Consider the following 16,425-nt stretch of genomic DNA (forward strand, 5'->3'; position numbering starts at 1 on the left):
ATGCGCCGTTTCGCGCCAGGCACGCTTACCCGACGCGGCTTCGCGCGCCAGATGCGCCGTTTCGCGCCAGGCACGCCTGGCGCGAAGCGGCGATTGTGGCGCGCGACCATTCGGAGGCGACTCCCGGAGGCGAGTCAGCGGGCGCTGATGCCGATCAGGCCGATGATGAGGGCCATCAAAACGAGGGTGACGAGCTCGTGCGCGAGGTTGAGCACCGTGAGCCCGGCGGGGCGCCGGTCGAAGACGTCGTGGGTGATCATCCGGGCGGCGGTGAAGCCGGCCCAGAGGATCAGCGCGGTCAGCAGCGCATTGGCGAGGAAGCTGCCGCCGTAGAAGTTCTGCGTGATGGCGATCGCGCCGGCGAGCACCCACGCGGTCACGAAACTGACGAGCACGGTGATGACGATGGGCGCGACCGCGTTCGCTCGCATGCTTTCCTCGTCATGGCCGACCGTGCGCATCCAGTACGCACCGAAGACCCGGCGCGAGTACCAGACCGACCCGACGGCCATGCTCGATGCGGTGGCGAGCAGTACGGCCCAGATGTTGATCTCGGGAACCATGTGGGATCCTCTCGCTGATTCCGCCGGTGGCGGAGGGACTGCCTCGATGTTAGGGGAAGCGAGGCCGTCCGGAGCGATCTCGGCGGATGTCTCCCCGATCGTTAGCTCCGCGGGGTCGGTCACCGGCGCCCGGCAGACGAAGTCCTGGCAGAGGTAGGCGGTCGGCAGCTCGCGGAGTGGCGCGCGGCCGGCGAAGAGGTCGAATCCGGCTGCGGCGAGCGCCCGGGCCTGGTTCGCCGTGACGGATGCCACGACCCCGTGCGACCGCTGCCTCGCGCGGTCGACGAGTGCCGTCACGCTCACGGCAGCGGGTACATCGAAGAAGGACGGCGCGGTGGAGAAGTCGGGCTCACCGGGTTCGTCGGGGTCGACGGCGCCGCCCAGGCCGCCCAGCTGACCGACGTGATCCGGCCCGCCGAGATCAGCGAGCTCGCCGAGCAGTTCACCGGGCGGTCTGCGCTCGTCGAGTGCACCCTCGTCTGGCGACGTTGCCAGAGGCCCGCTGTCTGGCGACACGATCACGAGCTGTTCCGCGGGAGCGGGCAGTGCAGAGCAGAGCCTGAAGCACGGCGCCGAAGGCGAGCGGCCGTTCGGCGGCGCGGGCGACGAACGGAACGACCGCCGTGACGGCCGCGTCCCGGTACTTCTCCGATTCGGTCAGCAGGTACAGCAGCTGCGCGGCGCCTGCGGCGGCCGACCGTCCGGAGGGGTAGGCGCCCTCGGAAGGATCGACCTCGAGGGCGAGTCCCTGGCTGACCAGCACGGGATCGGAGCCGGCCGGGACCCGGAACCGTGTCGGGGCCGGGTCTGTCGTCGCCGCCGTGTCGGGCACGGCGATGCCTGTCGTCGCCGTGCCCGTCGTCACCGTTTCCGTGGTCTCCGCCGTGTCAGTGGTCGGCGCTAGCGTGCTGTCCACCAGCAGGCGCGCCGCGGACGCATAGCGTTCCTCGCCCGTCACGAGTGCCAGTTCGAGGAGTCCCCGTGCGAACATCCCGAAGTCCTCCAGCGTCGCCCGCGCCGTCGAGATCCGGCCGGCGATGGAGGCGCGCACGAGCGCCGGCGGGTCACCGGCGGGTGGCACGGTGAGATGCCGGGACAGCAGGTAGTCGGCGGCGCGGGCCGCGGCATCCGTGTACCGGGGCTCGTCGAAGGCGAAACCGGCCCGGGCGATCGCGGCGATCGCCAGGCCGTTCCAGCCGGTGAGCACCTTCTCGTCAAGGGCGGGGCGGGGCTGCGTGCGCCGGGCGTCGATGTCGAGGGCGTAGTAGCCGCCCTCGACGCGGCGTCCGGCGACCGACCGCTCTCGGAATCCTGGGCGCTCGCGAAGCCGCCGTCGGGCAGTTGCATCACGGAAAGGAGGAAGCCGGCGACGCCCTCGGCGACCGTGCGCGCCCACTGCTCGCCGGTCAGCTTCCAGGCCTGGGTGTAGAGCTCGAGGAGCTGGGCGTTGTCGTAGAGCATGCGCTCGAAGTGCGGCTCGCTCCAGTCCCCGTTGACGGCGTAGCGGAAGAATCCACCCTCCACGGAGTCCCGCAGCGGGGAGGCGCCCATCCGCTTGAGGGTGCGCAGGGCGAGGTCGCGGCCGGCCGGCCGGCCGAGCAGGAACCCCAGGGCCGGGGCGACGGGAAATTTCGGCGCGCCGCCAAAGCCGCCGTGGCGGGTGTCCTCCGTCGCGGCGAGGGCCGCGACGATGCCGTCCAGCACGCCGCCCTGCGGCAGCAGGCTCCGCAGGCCATCACCATCACCATCAACGTCGACACCGTCGACCGCAGCGTCGGCGACGGCGGCATCGGCGACCTCCTGCTGCCGGGCGGCCGCGGCGAGGGCGTCTGCGACGAGAGCACCGGTCTCGGTGACCTCGGCGCGGCGGGCGGTCCAGGCATCCGTGACGGCTTCCAGGACCTGGCGGAACGCCGGACGGCCGGGAACGGCGATCGGCGGAAAGTAGGTGCCCGCGTAGAAGGCGCGCCCCTCGGGGTTGACGAAGACATTGAGCGGCCAGCCGAGCCCGTCGACGAAGGCGCTTGCCGCGGCGAGATAAGTCGCGTCGACCTCTGGGTGTTCCTCCCGGTCGACCTTGATGCTCACGAAGTGCGCGTTGAGGTAGGCGGCGAGGTCGGGGTCGCTGAAACTCTCTCGCGCCATCACGTGACACCAGTGACAGGTCGAATATCCGATCGACACGAGCAGCGGCAGGTCGCGTGCCCTGGCCTCGGCGAAGGCCTCTTCGCCCCAGCCGTGCCAATCGACCGGGTTGTCGGCGTGTGAGCGGAGGTATGGGCTGATCGCATCGGCGAGACGATTCGGCATGATCCCATTGTGCCCTGACCCCGCAACCGTGAACTGAGCCGGTGGTGCCGCGCCCGACTGGTTACAGTGGACACACCTCGACGGTTGGAAGCTGGGAGTTGCGGGATGACATCGGAGTCGGTGGCCCTTCGGCTACACGCCGAGGCCTCAGCGGATGCCGCCCTCGCCTCTGCTCTCCGCGCGGCCTACCGGGGCAGGCACGACGTGCTCGACGCCCTGTGGTGGCGGGCCCACCCGCTCGCAGTGACCCCGGGCGGTCGACCGGATCCCGCCGCCGAGCTGCCCCGGTTACAGTCGGCCGTCTACGCACGCCCGGGCCCGACCGGCTCTGCCGTGGAGAGCGAGCGCCGGCTCCATGCACTCACGGCCCAGCTGCGACAGGACGAGAGCGACCTCGACGCGGTGCTGGTGCTGTTCCGCGACGCCGTCCGCTCCGGCGGCGCTCTCCCCCGCCCGGCTCCCGGCACACCGCCTGCGCCGGGCGTTCCTGGCAGCCCGGGCGCCGCCGACGCGACCGTACGAGCCCCCCGCGCCCTCCGCACGCGGACCCTGCGCCGCAGCGCGCTCCTCGTCGCGGCCGGAGTCCTCGTCGGCGGGATCGCCGTCGCCATGGCCTCGGTCGTGCTTCCCCATGGCGGCCCGGCGAGCGGCCCGGGCACCGAGCCGGCGGCATCCGCTTCGCCCGGGTTGCTCGCGCTCTTCGACCAGCCGCCGATCCCCGACCAGACCACGATCGACCTCGGTCCGGACTTCCGGCGGGATTCGATCCACGCGATGTTCGTCGAGCGCGAGACCAGCTCATTCGTGTACGTCGCCGCGCGGCGCGGCGACGAGCTCTATTGCGTCATTCTGCGCACCCAGGGCCAGCAGGGCGCGAGCGCATGCGTCGGCCTCGCCGAACTCGCCCGCCGCGGCCTCGCGCTCACGGCGACCGTGCCCGTCAATCCCTTCACCCTCGGCAAGGATTCCCTCGAACCGGCGGGCGCCCTCGCGGACGTCACGATCCGGGTCAGCACCGACGGCGTCGTGTCGAGCGAGACCGCCCCGCACCCCACCGACTGATCTCCCGGTCTCCTGGCTTCCTGGCCGGCAGTAACTGTGGCCAGTCCCGACAGGTGTGGCCAGTCCCCCGGCCACAGTTGTCCGCACCGGCAACAGTGTTGCGGCGGTGCACTCGCTAGGGTGAGTGTCACAACCGTCGGGGGGCCGGAAATGGTATTCGAGAGCAGCGCAGAGTCCGATCAGCAGCGGTCCCAACAGCAGCAGCACGCTGGGAACCTGCGCGAGGCTGCCCAGGCGGATGCCGCGCTCGGCGCGGTCCTGCGCCGCGCCTACCTGGGTCGCCACGACGTGCTCGACGCCCTCTGGTGGCGCGCGCATCCGCTCACAGAGACGCCGGCCGGCCGACTGGACCCCGCCGCCGAGCTCCCGACGCTGCAGGCGGCCGTGTACTCCCGTGCCCGCTCAGCCGAGTCCGCCCCCGGGGACGAACAGCGGCTCGCGGCCCTGCAGCTGGCGCTCGAGCAGGACGCCGCCGACCTCGACGAGCTCCTCGAGCAGTACCCCGCGCCCATCACTGCCGCCGAAACCGGTCCCTGTCCTTCCGCGAGAGCGGGAAAAAGCCCTTATCGGTGCCCGATAGGGGCACTTTTTCCGCTCTCGCGGGGACGGGGGTCGGCGACGCGACGGAAATCGAGATCGGCGCCGGTCCGGAGAGCCCGGCTCCACAACGACTCCGGGGACCGCGTGGGACCGCGCTGCTCCTTGCGGCGGGCGCGGCAGCCGGGGTGCTCGCACTGCTCGCTGTGCAGGCGAGCGGTCTGGCCGGCGCAACGGATGCCTCGGGAGGCACTACCCCGACGGCGGGAGCCACCGAGACGGCCGGGCCCACCGCATCCGCCGGAAACCTGCTCGGGGTCTTCGACCAGCCCGAATTCGTGCCCGACGACACCACGCCCGCCCTCGGCGGCGAGTACACCTCGGTGCACAGCCTTTTCGGACCGGTCCTCGAAACCGGACTGCCGTACAGCGTCTTCGCGGCACGGCTCCGGGACGACCAATACTGCCTGATCCTCCGCAACGCCGACCTCACCGGCACGAGCGCGTGCACCACGCTCGACGAACTCACCGGGAGCGGGTTACACCTCAACGCCACGGTCATGGGCACGCTCGACAGCGCAGACCCCCTCGCCGCATCGGTCACCCACGACCAGCTGATCGACGTCAGCGTCGATTGGACCGCAGACGGAATGAGCTCATCGAGCGGCCCGCACCGCAGCGCAGACGGGTAGCCCGGAAGCCGAGTGTCGCCGCACCGGCCGAGTATCGCCGGTGTACCGGGTCGTCTGGGCGGAACCGGCGACACCCGACCGTGGTCGACGGCGCGAGGCGCGTCGCGCGGGCGAATCAGACCGTGCCGGTGAGCTCCTTCTCGACGAAGTCCCTGCGCCGGCGTTGCACCCGCATCCAGATGAAGAAGCCCGTGATGGTGAACGCCCCGTAGAACACGTACAGGATCGCCGAGGCGTAGTAGCCGGCGCTGACCAGGAGCGGCACGCCGACGATGTCGACCGCGACCCAGATCAGCCAGAACTCCGTCCAGCCCTTGGCCATGCCGTAGGTCGCGAGCAGGGAGCCGGTGAAGATCCAGGCATCCGCCCAGACCGGCTCGAAGGACCCCAGGGCGCGGAAGATCGGGGTTAGTACGAGGGTGCCTGCGACCAGGCCGAGACCGAGCAGGATCCGGGTGCGGTTGCTCGCCCAGTGCGGCACGACCGCGGCGTGCACGGTGGAGTTGCGGCTCCGCGACCACTGGATCCATCCGTAGATCGACACGATGATGAACATGACCTGCCGGCCGGCCTGGCCGAGCAGGTTCACCGGGTTCGGGGTGGCGAACAGGACGCCCATGAACACGGTGAAGAGCAGGGCGTTGCCGGCGATGCCGATCGGCCAGGCCCAGATCTTGCGGCGCATGCCGCCGACCGCGCTCAGGATGCCGAACAGGTTGCCGATGATCTCCCGCCACAGGATGGTCTGGGTGCCGATGTGAAGTTGCGCGTCGAACAGCCACTCAATCGGATTCACAGGTCAACTTCCTCGCCGGGGCTGGTCCCTCCGCCTTCTCCCAACTTACCGCGAACGCCTTCGGGCGGCTTCGGCTCAAGCTCGTCGGCCAGGCGCAGCCCGCGCTCGGCCCACCCGATTTCCTGCTCGGCCCGGGCGATGAGCCCCTCGTAGGCGAAGAGCTTGTACGCCGCGATGCGCGGCCGCTCGGACTCCGGGCTGATCAACAGTCTCTGGACGAAGATCGGATGCGTGCGGTCCCGGATCGCGGCGAACTGGCCCTGCCACTGCTCGCGCAACCCGCCCCAGTGCCGCACGTGCGCCCGGAGCTGTTCCCGGACCGAGTCCGGGTCGGCCCACTCGAAGTACGCCGCTCGCAGGTGCGCCGGGTCTCGCTCCCGCAGGTACTCGACCGGTTCGGCCATCCACGCACGGAACGCCTGCTCACCCAGTGCGGTGATGTGGTAGATCCGCTTCGTCGCCTGCGTCGCCTGGGTACTCCGCGCCACTGCCGTCGCCTCGATCAGTCCCCCGGTTTCCATCCGGCGCAGTTCCGGGTAGATCTGCGAGTCCGGGGCGCTCCAGACGTGCCCGACCGAGCTGTGGAAGGACTTGGCGAGATCGTAGCCTGTCATAGGCTGCGCCGTCAGGAGCGCGAGGAGGGCGTAGCGCAGGCTCATGGTTTGATTCTGGTCCCTGAAAGGGTCTTGTGGTTTCACTATCGACATAGGTATTGTTGCCCTCCATTGACATTGCGATGCAATACCAGGTGCATGATGTCCGGACGAAGGAGTCCCAATGAAGGAAACGACCGTCGACAAGGTCCTCGGCCACCCGCTCAACGCCTGGTACGTCGCGGCCTGGGACCATGAGGTCAATCGCAAGCCGCTCGCGCGAACCGTCGCGAACCGTCCGCTCGCGCTGTACCGGACCGAGGACGGTGACGCCGTCGCCCTTGCCGACGCATGCTGGCACCGGCTGGCGCCGCTCTCGATGGGCAAGCTGGAGGGCCGGGACGGCATCCGCTGCCCGTACCACGGCATCCTCTATAATTCGGCGGGCCGCTGCGTCTCGATGCCGGCGCAGGAGACCATCAACCCGAGCGCCACGGTCGCGTCCTTCCCCGTGGTGGAACGGTACCGCTACGTCTGGGTGTGGCTCGGCGACGCAGCCCTGGCCGACCCGAAGCTCGTGCCCGACATGCACCAGATGGATGACCCGGACTGGGCCGGAGACGGCCTGACGATCTCGGTGGACTGTAACTACCAGCTGGTGCTCGACAACCTGATGGACCTGACCCACGAGGAATTCGTGCACAGTTCGTCGATCGGCCAGGAGGCGCTGAGCGAATCCGAGTTCACGGTGCACCATGACGAACGGACCGTCACCGTGGAACGCTGGATGCTCGGTATCGACGCTCCCCCGTTCTGGCTGAAGAACATGCGCGACAAGTTTCCCGACTTCGAGGGGAAGGTCGACCGCTGGCAGATCATCCACTTCGAATCGCCGACCACGATCAACATCGACGTCGGTGTCGCACGGGCCGGCACCGGGGCGCCTCAGGGCGATCGAAGCCAGGGCGTCAACGGCTATGTGATGAACACGATCTCGCCCGTCACCGACCGTTCCTCCCTCTACTTCTGGGCGTTCATGCGCAACTATCGGCTCGAAAGCCAGGTGATCACCACCCAACTGCGCGATGGGGTCTCCGGCGTCTTCAGGGAGGACGAGAACATGCTCGTCGCCCAGCAGGCCGCGATCGACGCCAATCCCGACTACGAGTTCTACAGCCTGAACATCGACGCGGGCGGGATGTGGGTGCGGCGGCTGATCGAACGTCAGCTCGCGGCCGAGGGACGCCTTCCCGCCCCCGTCGCGCCAGTCGCTGCCGGCTGAGCGGCGGCAACGACGATGGCAACGTCCCACGCGGCGGTCTGGCAGCACGCCACGGTCGTCGACTCGACCGCCCTCACCGACGACATCCGCCGGATCGTGCTCGCGCCCGACCACCCGGCCAAGGTCGACGCCGGCGCGCACATCGACGTGCGCGTGCCGATCGGCGGGGTTCCAGACCGCCGGTCATACTCCGTCGTCGACGACGGCCCCGACGGCCGGACCCTGGCGATCAGCGTGCTCGACTCGCCGCGGTCCCGCGGCGGCGCGCGCGCGATGCACGCACTCCGGCCCGGCGACACCATCGAGATCACCCAGCCGATCGTCGACTTCCCCCTCCGCGTCGGAGCCGCGCACTACGTGCTGCTGGCCGGCGGCATCGGCATCACGGCGGTCATGGGCATGGCGAGCGTGCTCCGGTCGGTCGGCGCCGACTACACGCTCGTCTACGCCGGGCGCAGCCGGCCGGCGCTGGCCTACCTCGAACAATTGCAGAACGCGCACGGCGACCGACTGAGACTCCACATCACCGACGAAGGCAACCCGCTCGACGTCACCGAGCTCGTCGGCGGGGTCGAACCGGGCACCGAACTCTACCTGTGCGGTCCGATCAGGCTGATGGATGCCGTGCGCCGGGCCTGGATCGAACGCGAGCTTCCCTACCCCGACCTCCGGTTCGAGACCTTCGGAAACAGCGGCTGGTTCGCCCCCGAGGACTTCGTCGTGCGCATCCCGCGGATCGGCGCCGAGGTCACCGTCCGGGCGACCGAGACCATGCTCGAGGCGCTCGAGGCCGCTGAAGTGGACCTGATGTTCGACTGCCGCAAGGGTGAGTGCGGACTCTGCGAAGTGCGCGTGCTCGACCTCGATGGAGACATCGACCACCGCGACGTCTTCTACAGCGAGCGCCAAAAGGACTCCCGCGGCACGATGTGCTGCTGCGTGTCCCGGGCCGTCGCCCCGCCCGGCGGCATCGCCATCGTGACAATCGACATTTCCTGATCCTCCGCACCCCCAACCCAACCGCAATCACCCTGAAGGAGAACCGCCCATGACACTCACCGTGAATGAGACCGCGACGACCCCGTTCCTCGACCCCGCGGCGTGGGCGGGGAAGATCTACATCAACGGTGAATGGGTCGCCGGGTCAGGCGGCGACCTCCCGGTCATTGAGCCGGCGACCGGCGACGAGATCGGCCGGATCGGGATCGCCACCCCCGCCGACGTGGCCAGGGCCGCCGCGGGCGCGGCCGTGGCGCAGAAGGCCTGGGCCGCGACCGCGCACCCGGTGCGCGCCGCCGTGCTGCGCCGGGCCGCCGCGCTCCTGGAGGAACACGCCGACGAGATCATGGACTGGAACGTGCGGGAGGTCGGCGCGGTTCCCGGGCTTGCCGGCTTCGCCCTCCACGTCGGCGCGCAGGAATGCTACGAGGCGGCGTCGTTGCCGTCGCATCCGCTCGGACACGTGCTCTCGAGCGAGGAGCCGAGGATCTCGATCGCCCAGAGGGTGCCCGTCGGCGTCGTCGGCGTCGTTTCGCCGTTCAACGTGCCGATCATCCTCGGCATCCGCGCGGTGGCGCCGGCGCTCGCGCTGGGCAATGCGGTCGTGCTCAAGCCGGACCCGCGCACCGCCGTGACCGGCGGCGTGATGATGGTGCGCATCTTCGAGGAGGCCGGCCTGCCCGCCGGACTCCTGCAGCTGGTGACCGGCGGCGCCGATGTCGGCGAGGCCATCGTCACCGACCCGAACGTGCGGGTGATCGCGTTCACGGGGTCGACCAGGGCCGGTCGCGCCGTCGGCGAGCTCGCGGGAAAGCATCTCAAGCGCGCACACCTCGAACTGGGCGGAAATTCCGCGTTCGTGGTACTCGCCGACGCCGACGTCGACAAGGCCGTCAACCTCGCGGCCTGGGGATCGTTCCTGCATCAGGGCCAGATCTGCATGACGGTCGGGCGGCACATCGTGCACGAGAGCATCTTCGACGAGTACGTCGAGAAGCTCGCCGCGAAGGCTGACTCCCTTGCCGTGGGCAACCCCGCCACCGAGCACGTGCACCTCGGCCCGATCATCGACGAGAACCAGCGCGACCGCATCCACCGCCTGGTCACGAGCTCGATCGATTCCGGCGCCAAACTGAGGGCCGGCGGCAGCTACGACGGGCTGTTCTACCGGCCCACCGTGCTGGCGGACTCGCCGCTGGATGCCCCCGCCTTCTGCGAGGAGGTGTTCGGCCCGGTCGCATCCGTGGCGCGGTTCAGCACTGAGGACGAGGCCGTGAGCATCGCTTCGGCGACCGAATACGGGCTCTCGCTCGGCATCGTGACCGCAGACGCCATGCGTGGCCTCGAACTGGCCCAGCGGATCCCGTCCGGCATCGTGCACATCAACGACCAGACGGTCAACGACGAGGCGAACACACCGTTCGGCGGAGTCGGCTCGTCCGGCACGGGTTCGCGGCAGGGCGGTGCGGAGGCCAACATCGACGCCTTCACGGAGACGCGCTGGATAACGCTGCGCCGCACGCCGGGCAGCTACCCGTTCTGAGTGGAGCCTAGTTCACGTCGTTGGGGTGCGAGCCGACCCGGCCGGAGCGCTCGAGCGCGGAGATCGTGGCGAGTTCGGTGTGGCTGAGCTCGAAGTCGAAAACGTCGAGGTTCTCGATCATCCGCGCGCGCCGGTTCGACTTCGGGAACAGGATGTTGCCGGTCTGCAGGTGCCAGCGGATGACGACCTGGGCCGGACTCTTGCCGTGCGCCTCGGCCGCGACGACGACGACGGGCTCCGCCAGGAGCGGGTATTTGCCCTGGCCGAGGGGACCCCACGCCTCAATCTGAATCCCGTGGTCGCGCGCGAACGCGGCGACCTCGGACTGCTGGTGCGCGGGGTGCAGTTCGATCTGGTTGACCGCCGGAACGACATCCGTCTCGGCGAGGAGGCGTTCGAGGTGCGGCACGAGGAAGTTCGAGACGCCGATCGAGCGCGCCCGGCCGGAGGCGCGGATCTGCTCGAGCGCCTTCCAGCTCTCGACGTAGCGGTCCTTCGCCGGCGTCGGCCAGTGGATCAGGTAGAGGTCGACGTAGTCGAGGCCGAGCTTCTCGAGGCTGGCCTCGAACGCGTCGAAGGCACTCTGGGTGCCCTGTTCGCTGTTCCACAGCTTCGTCGTGACGAAGAGCTCGGAGCGAGGCACGGCGGATGCCGCGATCGCGGCCCCGACTCCGGCTTCGTTCCCGTAGATCGCGGCCGTGTCGAGGTGGCGGTAGCCGACCTCGAGGGCGTCGGAGACGATGCGGGTCGTTTCGTCCGGATCGACCTTGAACACGCCGAAGCCGAGTTGAGGAATGGTGTGGCCGTCGTTGAGGGTCAGGGTGGGCACAGAAGTCGTCATGGGCCCACCCTAAACGCCGGAACCGGACGGAACCTGACCTGCGGTACTTCAGCGGGTGAGCTGGAGCTTCCACGCCTCGGGCTCGCGGGAGAGGTAGCTCACCGTGAACCGGCCCGGGTGGCGCTCTTCGAGCTGGGCGAGGAGGGGCAACGGGTCGTGGGGAGCGACGAGGACCAGGCCGCCGCCGGGGAGGACAGCGTCCAGCGCGCCGAAGATCGCGGCGTGCCGGATCACGTGCGGCAGCTGCCGGGCGTCCAGTTCGGGGTACCCCGCGGCCTCGGCCGCCCCGCAGGTGCAGGTGTGGCCGGCGGGCTCGTCGTGGGCCGCGGGCCGGGGTGCGGATGCGGATGCGGGAAGAAGGGGGATCATGTCAACCATGATTTAAACCTAATATATTCCGCTTTAATTAGCGAGCGGGTCGACGGGCGCCCAGTCGCCGCGGAGGCGCACCTCGCACAGCTCGGGGCGGACGAAGGGGCGCAGGCTCGACGTCGTCCGGGTCGTGCCCGCCGGAGCGGGCGATGCCCCGGATCAGGCCGAGGTGCAGCGAGCACACCACCGCGGGCGTGTGCCTGGCTTCGTCGCGGAAGGGGCAGGCCCGGAGCTCGACGACCATTCCGTCGCGGGCATCCGTCTCGCTCGACGATTTCGGCTGGTCGGGTGACGCATCAGGCGATTGGGCGATCGGGTCGAAGCCGAGGCCGTCGAGGATGTGCACGAGCGGCCCGACGTCGCTCGCTCCCCCGGCCGCCCCTGTGCCCGGTTCGCTCTCGCGCGCCTCGAGGTCGAAGGCGGCCGACCAGCGCTCGCCGGCGCGGATCGCCCGTGCCCGGCCGCCGTCGTCGTCCTCGGCGAGGGCGCCGACGAGGGCATGGCTGAGCAGCCGCTGCACGCCGTCTTCGCGCACGGCGGGATTCACGGTGAAGAGGATGCGCGGACGCCCGCGGATACCGGTCCGGTCGACGGCACGGCGGATCAGCCCGGCACCCTCGAGCTGGTCGAGATGGAAGCGCGCGGTCGTCACGTGCAGGCCGATGCTCGCGGCGACGGCGGCGGCGTCGACGGGCTCGCGGGCACCCGCGATCAACTCGAGCACCCGGCGGCGCGCATCCGAGGCGAGGGCCGCGTGCCGGTCGCCGATTCCCTGTCCGTCTACCATGGTTTGAGCGTAACAGTCTCCGGTTAAAGAGCCAGGCCGGGAGGACCCGCCCGCGCGCACCGGTCACCCGGAAGTCTTACGATGGAATGCTCATGATTCCCCTTGTCATCACCTTCCCGCCCGAACTCCCCGTCAGCCAACGCCGTGAGGACATCTCGCGCGCCATCCGCGACAACCAGGTCGTCATCATCGCCGGCGCGACCGGCTCCGGCAAGACCACTCAGATCCCCAAGATCTGCCTCGAACTCGGGCGCACGAGCATCGGCCACACCCAGCCGCGCAGGCTCGCCGCCCGCACGATCGCCGAGCGCATCGCCGAGGAGCTCGGCCAGGAGGTCGGCCAGGTCGTCGGCTACCAGGTGCGCTTCACCGACCAGGTCGGTCCGGAAACCAAGATCAAGCTCATGACCGACGGCATCCTGCTCAACGAGATGCACCGCGACCGGATGCTGCGCAAGTACGACACGATCATCATCGACGAGGCCCACGAGCGCAGCCTCAACATCGACTTCCTGCTCGGCTACCTGCGCCAACTGCTGCCGCAGCGCCCCGACCTCAAGGTCATCATCACCTCCGCGACGATCGACCCGCAGAGTTTCGCCGAGCACTTCGCGGCCGCCGACGGCACCCCCGCCCCGATCATCGAGGTCTCCGGCCGCACCTACCCGGTCGAGATCCGCTACCGCCCGCTCGTCGCCGAGGCGATGGCCGATGACGACGACGAAGACCAGGCCTCGGCGACGCCGCCCGTCGACCGCGACTACATCGAGGGGATCTCGGCGGCGCTCGACGAGCTCGAGCGGGAGTCGAACGGCGACGTGCTCGTCTTCCTGAGCGGCGAGACCGAGATCCGCGACGCAGCGGATGCCCTGCAGGGCAAGTTCGCGAGCGGCGACCGCACGAGCCCGACCGAGGTGCTGCCCCTCTACGGCCGGCTCTCCTCCGCCGACCAGCACAAGGTCTTCCAGCCCTCGACCGTGTCCGGGGTGCGGCGCCGGATCGTGCTCGCGACGAACGTGGCCGAGACCAGCCTGACCGTTCCGGGCATCCGCTACGTCATCGACGCCGGCACCGCGAGGATCAGCCGGTACAGCGTGCGCTCGAAGGTGCAGCGGCTGCCGATCGAGGCGATCAGCCAGGCCTCCGCGAACCAGCGTTCCGGCCGCAGCGGGCGCACGAGCGACGGCATCGCGATCCGGCTGTACTCGGAGGAGGACTTCGGTCGCCGCCCGGAGTTCACCGAGCCCGAGGTGCTGCGCACCAACCTCGCCGCCGTGATCCTGCAGATGATCTCCCTCGGCCTCGGCGACATCGCCGCGTTCCCGTTCCTCACCCCGCCCGATTCCCGCGGCATCAAGGACGGCCTCGACCTGCTCGCCGAGCTCGGCGCCGTTGCGCCGGGCAGTGGGGTGAGCAACGCGAGCGGCGGGGTGTCCAAGCTCACCCGGATCGGCCAGCAGCTCGCGAAGCTGCCGATCGATCCCCGGTTCGGGCGGATGGTCATCGAGTCGAAGACCCAGGGCACCAGCCGCGAGGTGATGGCGATCGTCGCCGGCCTCACCATCCAGGACCCGCGGGAGCGGCCGCTCGAGCGGCGCGCACAGGCCGACCAGCAGCACGCCCGGTTCGCGGACCCGACGAGCGACTTCCTCGGCCTGCTGAACCTGTGGAACTACCTCGAGACGAAGCAGAAGGAGCTCGGCTCGAGCGCCTTCCGCAGGCTCTGCAAGAACGAGTTCCTGAACTACCTGCGGGTGCGCGAGTGGCAGGACGTCTACAAGCAGGCTCCGCCAGCTCGCCAAGCCACTCGGCCTGCACATCGGCGACCCGGCCGTGAACCCCGACGGCATCCACCGCTCCCTGCTCGCCGGGCTGCTCTCGCACATTGGCCTCAAGGACGTCGCGAAGAAGGACTACATCGGCGCCCGCCAGCAGCGCTTCGTGATCTTCCCCGGCTCGTCGCTCGCGAAGAAGCAGCCGAACGCCGTGATGAGCGCGGAACTCGTGGAGACCAGCCGGCTCTTCGCCCGAATGAATGCCGTCGTCGACCCGGCCTGGGCCGAACCGCTCGCCGGCGACCTCTGCAAGCGCAGCTTCTCCGAGCCGCACTGGGAGAAGAAGCAGGGCTCCGTCGTCGCCTACGAGCGGGTCACCCTCTACGGGGTGCCGATCGTGCCGCGCCGCCGCATCCAGTTCTCCCGGGTCGACCCGGCCTACGCGCGCGAACTCTTCATCCGGCACGCCCTCGTCGACGGCGAGTGGGACCTCGACCGCGTCGACCAGCGCGTCACCGCGTTCGACCGCGCGAACACGAAGCTGCGGAAGGAACTCGCCGAGCTCGAGGAGCGCACCCGGCGCCGCGACATCCTCTTCGACGACGAGGCCGTCTTCGAGTTCTACCAGCGGCGCATTCCTGCCGAGGTCTGCTCGACCCGCACCTTCGAGACCTGGTGGCGCAAGGCGCGCGCCGAAACCCCCGACCTGCTGACGATGACCGCGGAGGCGCTCGTTCCCGACGAGGCCACCCCGGAGATCGACGAGGCCGTGTTCCCGCCGACCTGGCACCAGGGCGACCAGCGTTTCCACCTCAGTTACCGCTTCGAGCCCGGGGCGGATGACGATGGTGTCGCCGTGCTGATCCCGCTCGCCCTCCTGGCCCGGTTGTCTCCCTCCGGCTTCGACTGGCAGGTGCCCGGCCTGCGCGCGGACCTGGTGACCGCGCTGATCAAGTCACTGCCCAAGAGCATCCGCCGCAACGTCGTGCCCGCCGCCGACTGGGCGGCCCGGCTGCTCACCGAGCTGCCGCCGGCGCCGGGAGAGGCCAGAACCACGAGCGACATCGCCGGCGCAGCCGGCACGAGCATCGGCGCCCGACTCGGCTCGGGCTTCGGCGCCGGCTCCGGCGCGGGCTTCGAACCCGAGGCCACCCCGTTCACCGAGATCCTCGCGGGCCTGATCCAGCGGCTCACCTACGTGCCGGTGAACGCGGGCGACTTCGAGATCGCGCGGATCCCCGCCCACCTCCGCATGACGTTCCGCGTCGTCGACGACCGCGGCCAGGCGATGGCCTCCGGCAAGGACCTCGGCGAGCTGCAGCGCAGGCTCGGCTCCCGGGCCCGCGAGAGCGTCGCCGCGGCATCCGCTGCCACGCCCGTCAACGCGATCGAGCGCGGCGGGCTCACGACCTGGGATTTCGCCGAACTTCCCCGGTTCATCGACACCAAGCAGGGCGACAACACCATTCGCGGCTACCCGACTCTCGTCGACGAGGGCAGCTCGGTCGCGATCCGGATGATGAGCACGGCCGCCGAGCAGGCGAGCACGCTCCCCGGCGGGGTGCGCCGGCTGTTGCTGCTCGCCACCCCGTCGCCGGTCGCCTATGTGCAGCAGCACCTGACCGGGGCGGAGAAGCTCAGCCTCGCGACGAGCCCGTACCGCACCACCCAGGCGCTGTTCGACGACTGCCTCGCGGCGTGCGTCGACGAGGTGCTGTTCCGGGTGAACCCGACCGGGCAGGTCTTCATGAAGGCCGAGTTCGACACGATCCGGGACCGGGTCTCCGGGGTGCTGATGGACTCGATGTTCGAGGCCGTCGGGCTCGTCGCCCGCATCCTCACGGCGTCGCGCGCGGCCGACAAGGCGCTCAAGGCCTCGACGAGCATGGCGTTGCTGCCCGCGCTGACGGATGCCCGCGCCCAGCTGGCCGGGCTGATCTACCCCGGCTTCGTGAGTGCGACGGGCCTCGCCCAGTTGCGCCACCTGCCCCGCTACCTCGGCGGCATCAGCTCACGGATCGTGAAACTCGGCGACAACCCCAGCCGCGACCGGGTCTGGATGAACGAAAGCCAGTCGGCTACGGCCCGCTACGAAGCAGCAGGCGGCCGGATTCCGCTGGCCCCCGGCATGGCGGCAAACCTCGTGCGCGCACGCTGGATGATCGAGGAGCCTGCGGATCAGCCTGTTCGCGCAGGAGCTCAAGGCCGCGGAGTCGGTGTCGCTGCAGCGGATCCACAAGGTCCTGACCAGCTGACCCCGACATCCGCCGGGG

Annotated in this window: 13 protein-coding genes and 1 pseudogene; 6 read left to right on the plus strand and 8 right to left on the minus strand. The window is 69.9% G+C overall.

Translation table 11 applies throughout. The features are described 5' to 3' along the window. Positions 1 to 134: 134 nt before the first annotated feature. The 3 genes from KIV56_RS06825 to KIV56_RS06835 all read right to left on the minus strand — a co-directional run bounded on the left by KIV56_RS06825 (position 135) and on the right by KIV56_RS06835 (position 2,873). Positions 135 to 563 carry a DUF1761 domain-containing protein gene (locus KIV56_RS06825; RefSeq protein WP_281536093.1) on the minus strand — a complete coding sequence of 143 codons (429 nt, stop codon included), beginning with the start codon at positions 561 to 563 and terminating at the stop codon, positions 135 to 137. A gap of 442 nt (positions 564 to 1,005) precedes the next feature. Beyond that, entirely contained in the window at positions 1,006 to 1,554 is a 549-nt protein-coding gene (locus tag KIV56_RS06830; RefSeq protein WP_281535656.1) for a hypothetical protein, read from the minus strand. After that, positions 1,518 to 2,873: a DUF255 domain-containing protein gene (locus KIV56_RS06835; protein ID WP_281535657.1), complete on the minus strand. Its 1,356-nt coding sequence runs from the start codon at positions 2,871 to 2,873 to the stop codon at positions 1,518 to 1,520. Before KIV56_RS06835 ends, KIV56_RS06830 begins: the two co-directional genes overlap by 37 nt. Positions 2,874 to 2,978: 105 nt before the next feature. Here KIV56_RS06835 and KIV56_RS06840 point away from each other — a divergent pair, with 105 nt between their 5' ends. Next, entirely contained in the window at positions 2,979 to 3,935 is a 957-nt protein-coding gene (locus tag KIV56_RS06840; RefSeq protein WP_281535658.1) for a hypothetical protein, read from the plus strand. A gap of 569 nt (positions 3,936 to 4,504) precedes the next feature. Then, positions 4,505 to 5,164, plus strand: coding sequence for a hypothetical protein (locus KIV56_RS06845; RefSeq protein WP_281535659.1), 660 nt, complete (start codon positions 4,505 to 4,507; stop codon positions 5,162 to 5,164). Positions 5,165 to 5,279: 115 nt separating this feature from the next. Here KIV56_RS06845 and pnuC read toward each other — a convergent pair whose 3' ends face one another. Both pnuC and KIV56_RS06855 read right to left on the minus strand, forming a co-directional pair. After that, the gene (pnuC, locus tag KIV56_RS06850) at positions 5,280 to 5,960 is read right to left on the minus strand and encodes a nicotinamide riboside transporter PnuC (RefSeq protein WP_281535660.1); all 681 of its coding nucleotides are present in this window, start codon (positions 5,958 to 5,960) and stop codon (positions 5,280 to 5,282) included. Further along, positions 5,957 to 6,619 (minus strand): PadR family transcriptional regulator, encoded by a 663-nt coding sequence (locus KIV56_RS06855; protein WP_281535661.1) that lies wholly within the window; start codon positions 6,617 to 6,619, stop codon positions 5,957 to 5,959. Before KIV56_RS06855 ends, pnuC begins: the two co-directional genes overlap by 4 nt. Before the next feature lie 118 nt (positions 6,620 to 6,737). Between KIV56_RS06855 and KIV56_RS06860 the strand changes: the two genes are divergently transcribed. Genes KIV56_RS06860 through KIV56_RS06870 form a run of 3 tightly spaced genes read left to right on the plus strand, consistent with a single transcriptional unit; the run spans position 6,738 to position 10,377 of the window. After that, positions 6,738 to 7,835 (plus strand): aromatic ring-hydroxylating oxygenase subunit alpha, encoded by a 1,098-nt coding sequence (locus tag KIV56_RS06860; protein WP_281535662.1) that lies wholly within the window; start codon positions 6,738 to 6,740, stop codon positions 7,833 to 7,835. Positions 7,836 to 7,850: 15 nt separating this feature from the next. Then, entirely contained in the window at positions 7,851 to 8,834 is a 984-nt protein-coding gene (locus KIV56_RS06865; RefSeq protein ID WP_281535663.1) for a PDR/VanB family oxidoreductase, read from the plus strand. Between the two features lie 49 nt (positions 8,835 to 8,883). Then, a complete protein-coding gene (locus tag KIV56_RS06870) occupies positions 8,884 to 10,377 on the plus strand; it encodes an aldehyde dehydrogenase family protein (RefSeq protein WP_281535664.1) in 1,494 nt (497 codons plus the stop codon). 7 nt (positions 10,378 to 10,384) lie between these two features. On the opposite strand, the gene KIV56_RS06875 is transcribed toward KIV56_RS06870, so the two are convergent. From KIV56_RS06875 to KIV56_RS06885, 3 genes are read right to left on the minus strand one after another with little or no spacing between them, the layout of a single operon-like run. Continuing rightward, positions 10,385 to 11,218: an aldo/keto reductase gene (locus tag KIV56_RS06875; RefSeq protein ID WP_281535665.1), complete on the minus strand. Its 834-nt coding sequence runs from the start codon at positions 11,216 to 11,218 to the stop codon at positions 10,385 to 10,387. A gap of 48 nt (positions 11,219 to 11,266) precedes the next feature. Then, positions 11,267 to 11,596, minus strand: coding sequence for a DUF2249 domain-containing protein (locus KIV56_RS06880; protein ID WP_348648492.1), 330 nt, complete (start codon positions 11,594 to 11,596; stop codon positions 11,267 to 11,269). A gap of 28 nt (positions 11,597 to 11,624) precedes the next feature. Next, entirely contained in the window at positions 11,625 to 12,377 is a 753-nt protein-coding gene (locus KIV56_RS06885; RefSeq protein ID WP_281535666.1) for a helix-turn-helix transcriptional regulator, read from the minus strand. Between the two features lie 86 nt (positions 12,378 to 12,463). Here KIV56_RS06885 and hrpA point away from each other — a divergent pair. Beyond that, positions 12,464 to 16,407 (plus strand): annotated as a pseudogene (gene hrpA, locus KIV56_RS06890) (ATP-dependent RNA helicase HrpA). The last annotated feature ends 18 nt before the right edge of the window (positions 16,408 to 16,425 follow it).

This window comes from Cryobacterium breve (assembly GCF_027594785.1).
Classification (GTDB): Bacteria; Actinomycetota; Actinomycetes; order Actinomycetales; family Microbacteriaceae; genus Cryobacterium; species Cryobacterium breve_A.

Excerpts from the sequence above, each read along its gene's own strand:
- KIV56_RS06885 (WP_281535666.1), bottom strand. The coding sequence starts at position 12,377 with ATGGTAGACGGACAGGGAATCGGCGACCGGCACGCGGCCCTCGCCTCG.
- KIV56_RS06855 (WP_281535661.1), bottom strand. The coding sequence starts at position 6,619 with ATGAGCCTGCGCTACGCCCTCCTCGCGCTCCTGACGGCGCAGCCTATG.
- KIV56_RS06875 (WP_281535665.1), bottom strand. The coding sequence starts at position 11,218 with ATGACGACTTCTGTGCCCACCCTGACCCTCAACGACGGCCACACCATT.
- KIV56_RS06835 (WP_281535657.1), bottom strand. The coding sequence starts at position 2,873 with ATGCCGAATCGTCTCGCCGATGCGATCAGCCCATACCTCCGCTCACAC.
- KIV56_RS06870 (WP_281535664.1), top strand. The coding sequence starts at position 8,884 with ATGACACTCACCGTGAATGAGACCGCGACGACCCCGTTCCTCGACCCC.
- KIV56_RS06840 (WP_281535658.1), top strand. The coding sequence starts at position 2,979 with ATGACATCGGAGTCGGTGGCCCTTCGGCTACACGCCGAGGCCTCAGCG.
- KIV56_RS06865 (WP_281535663.1), top strand. The coding sequence starts at position 7,851 with ATGGCAACGTCCCACGCGGCGGTCTGGCAGCACGCCACGGTCGTCGAC.
- KIV56_RS06860 (WP_281535662.1), top strand. The coding sequence starts at position 6,738 with ATGAAGGAAACGACCGTCGACAAGGTCCTCGGCCACCCGCTCAACGCC.
- KIV56_RS06880 (WP_348648492.1), bottom strand. The coding sequence starts at position 11,596 with ATGGTTGACATGATCCCCCTTCTTCCCGCATCCGCATCCGCACCCCGG.
- KIV56_RS06825 (WP_281536093.1), bottom strand. The coding sequence starts at position 563 with ATGGTTCCCGAGATCAACATCTGGGCCGTACTGCTCGCCACCGCATCG.
- KIV56_RS06830 (WP_281535656.1), bottom strand. The coding sequence starts at position 1,554 with ATGTTCGCACGGGGACTCCTCGAACTGGCACTCGTGACGGGCGAGGAA.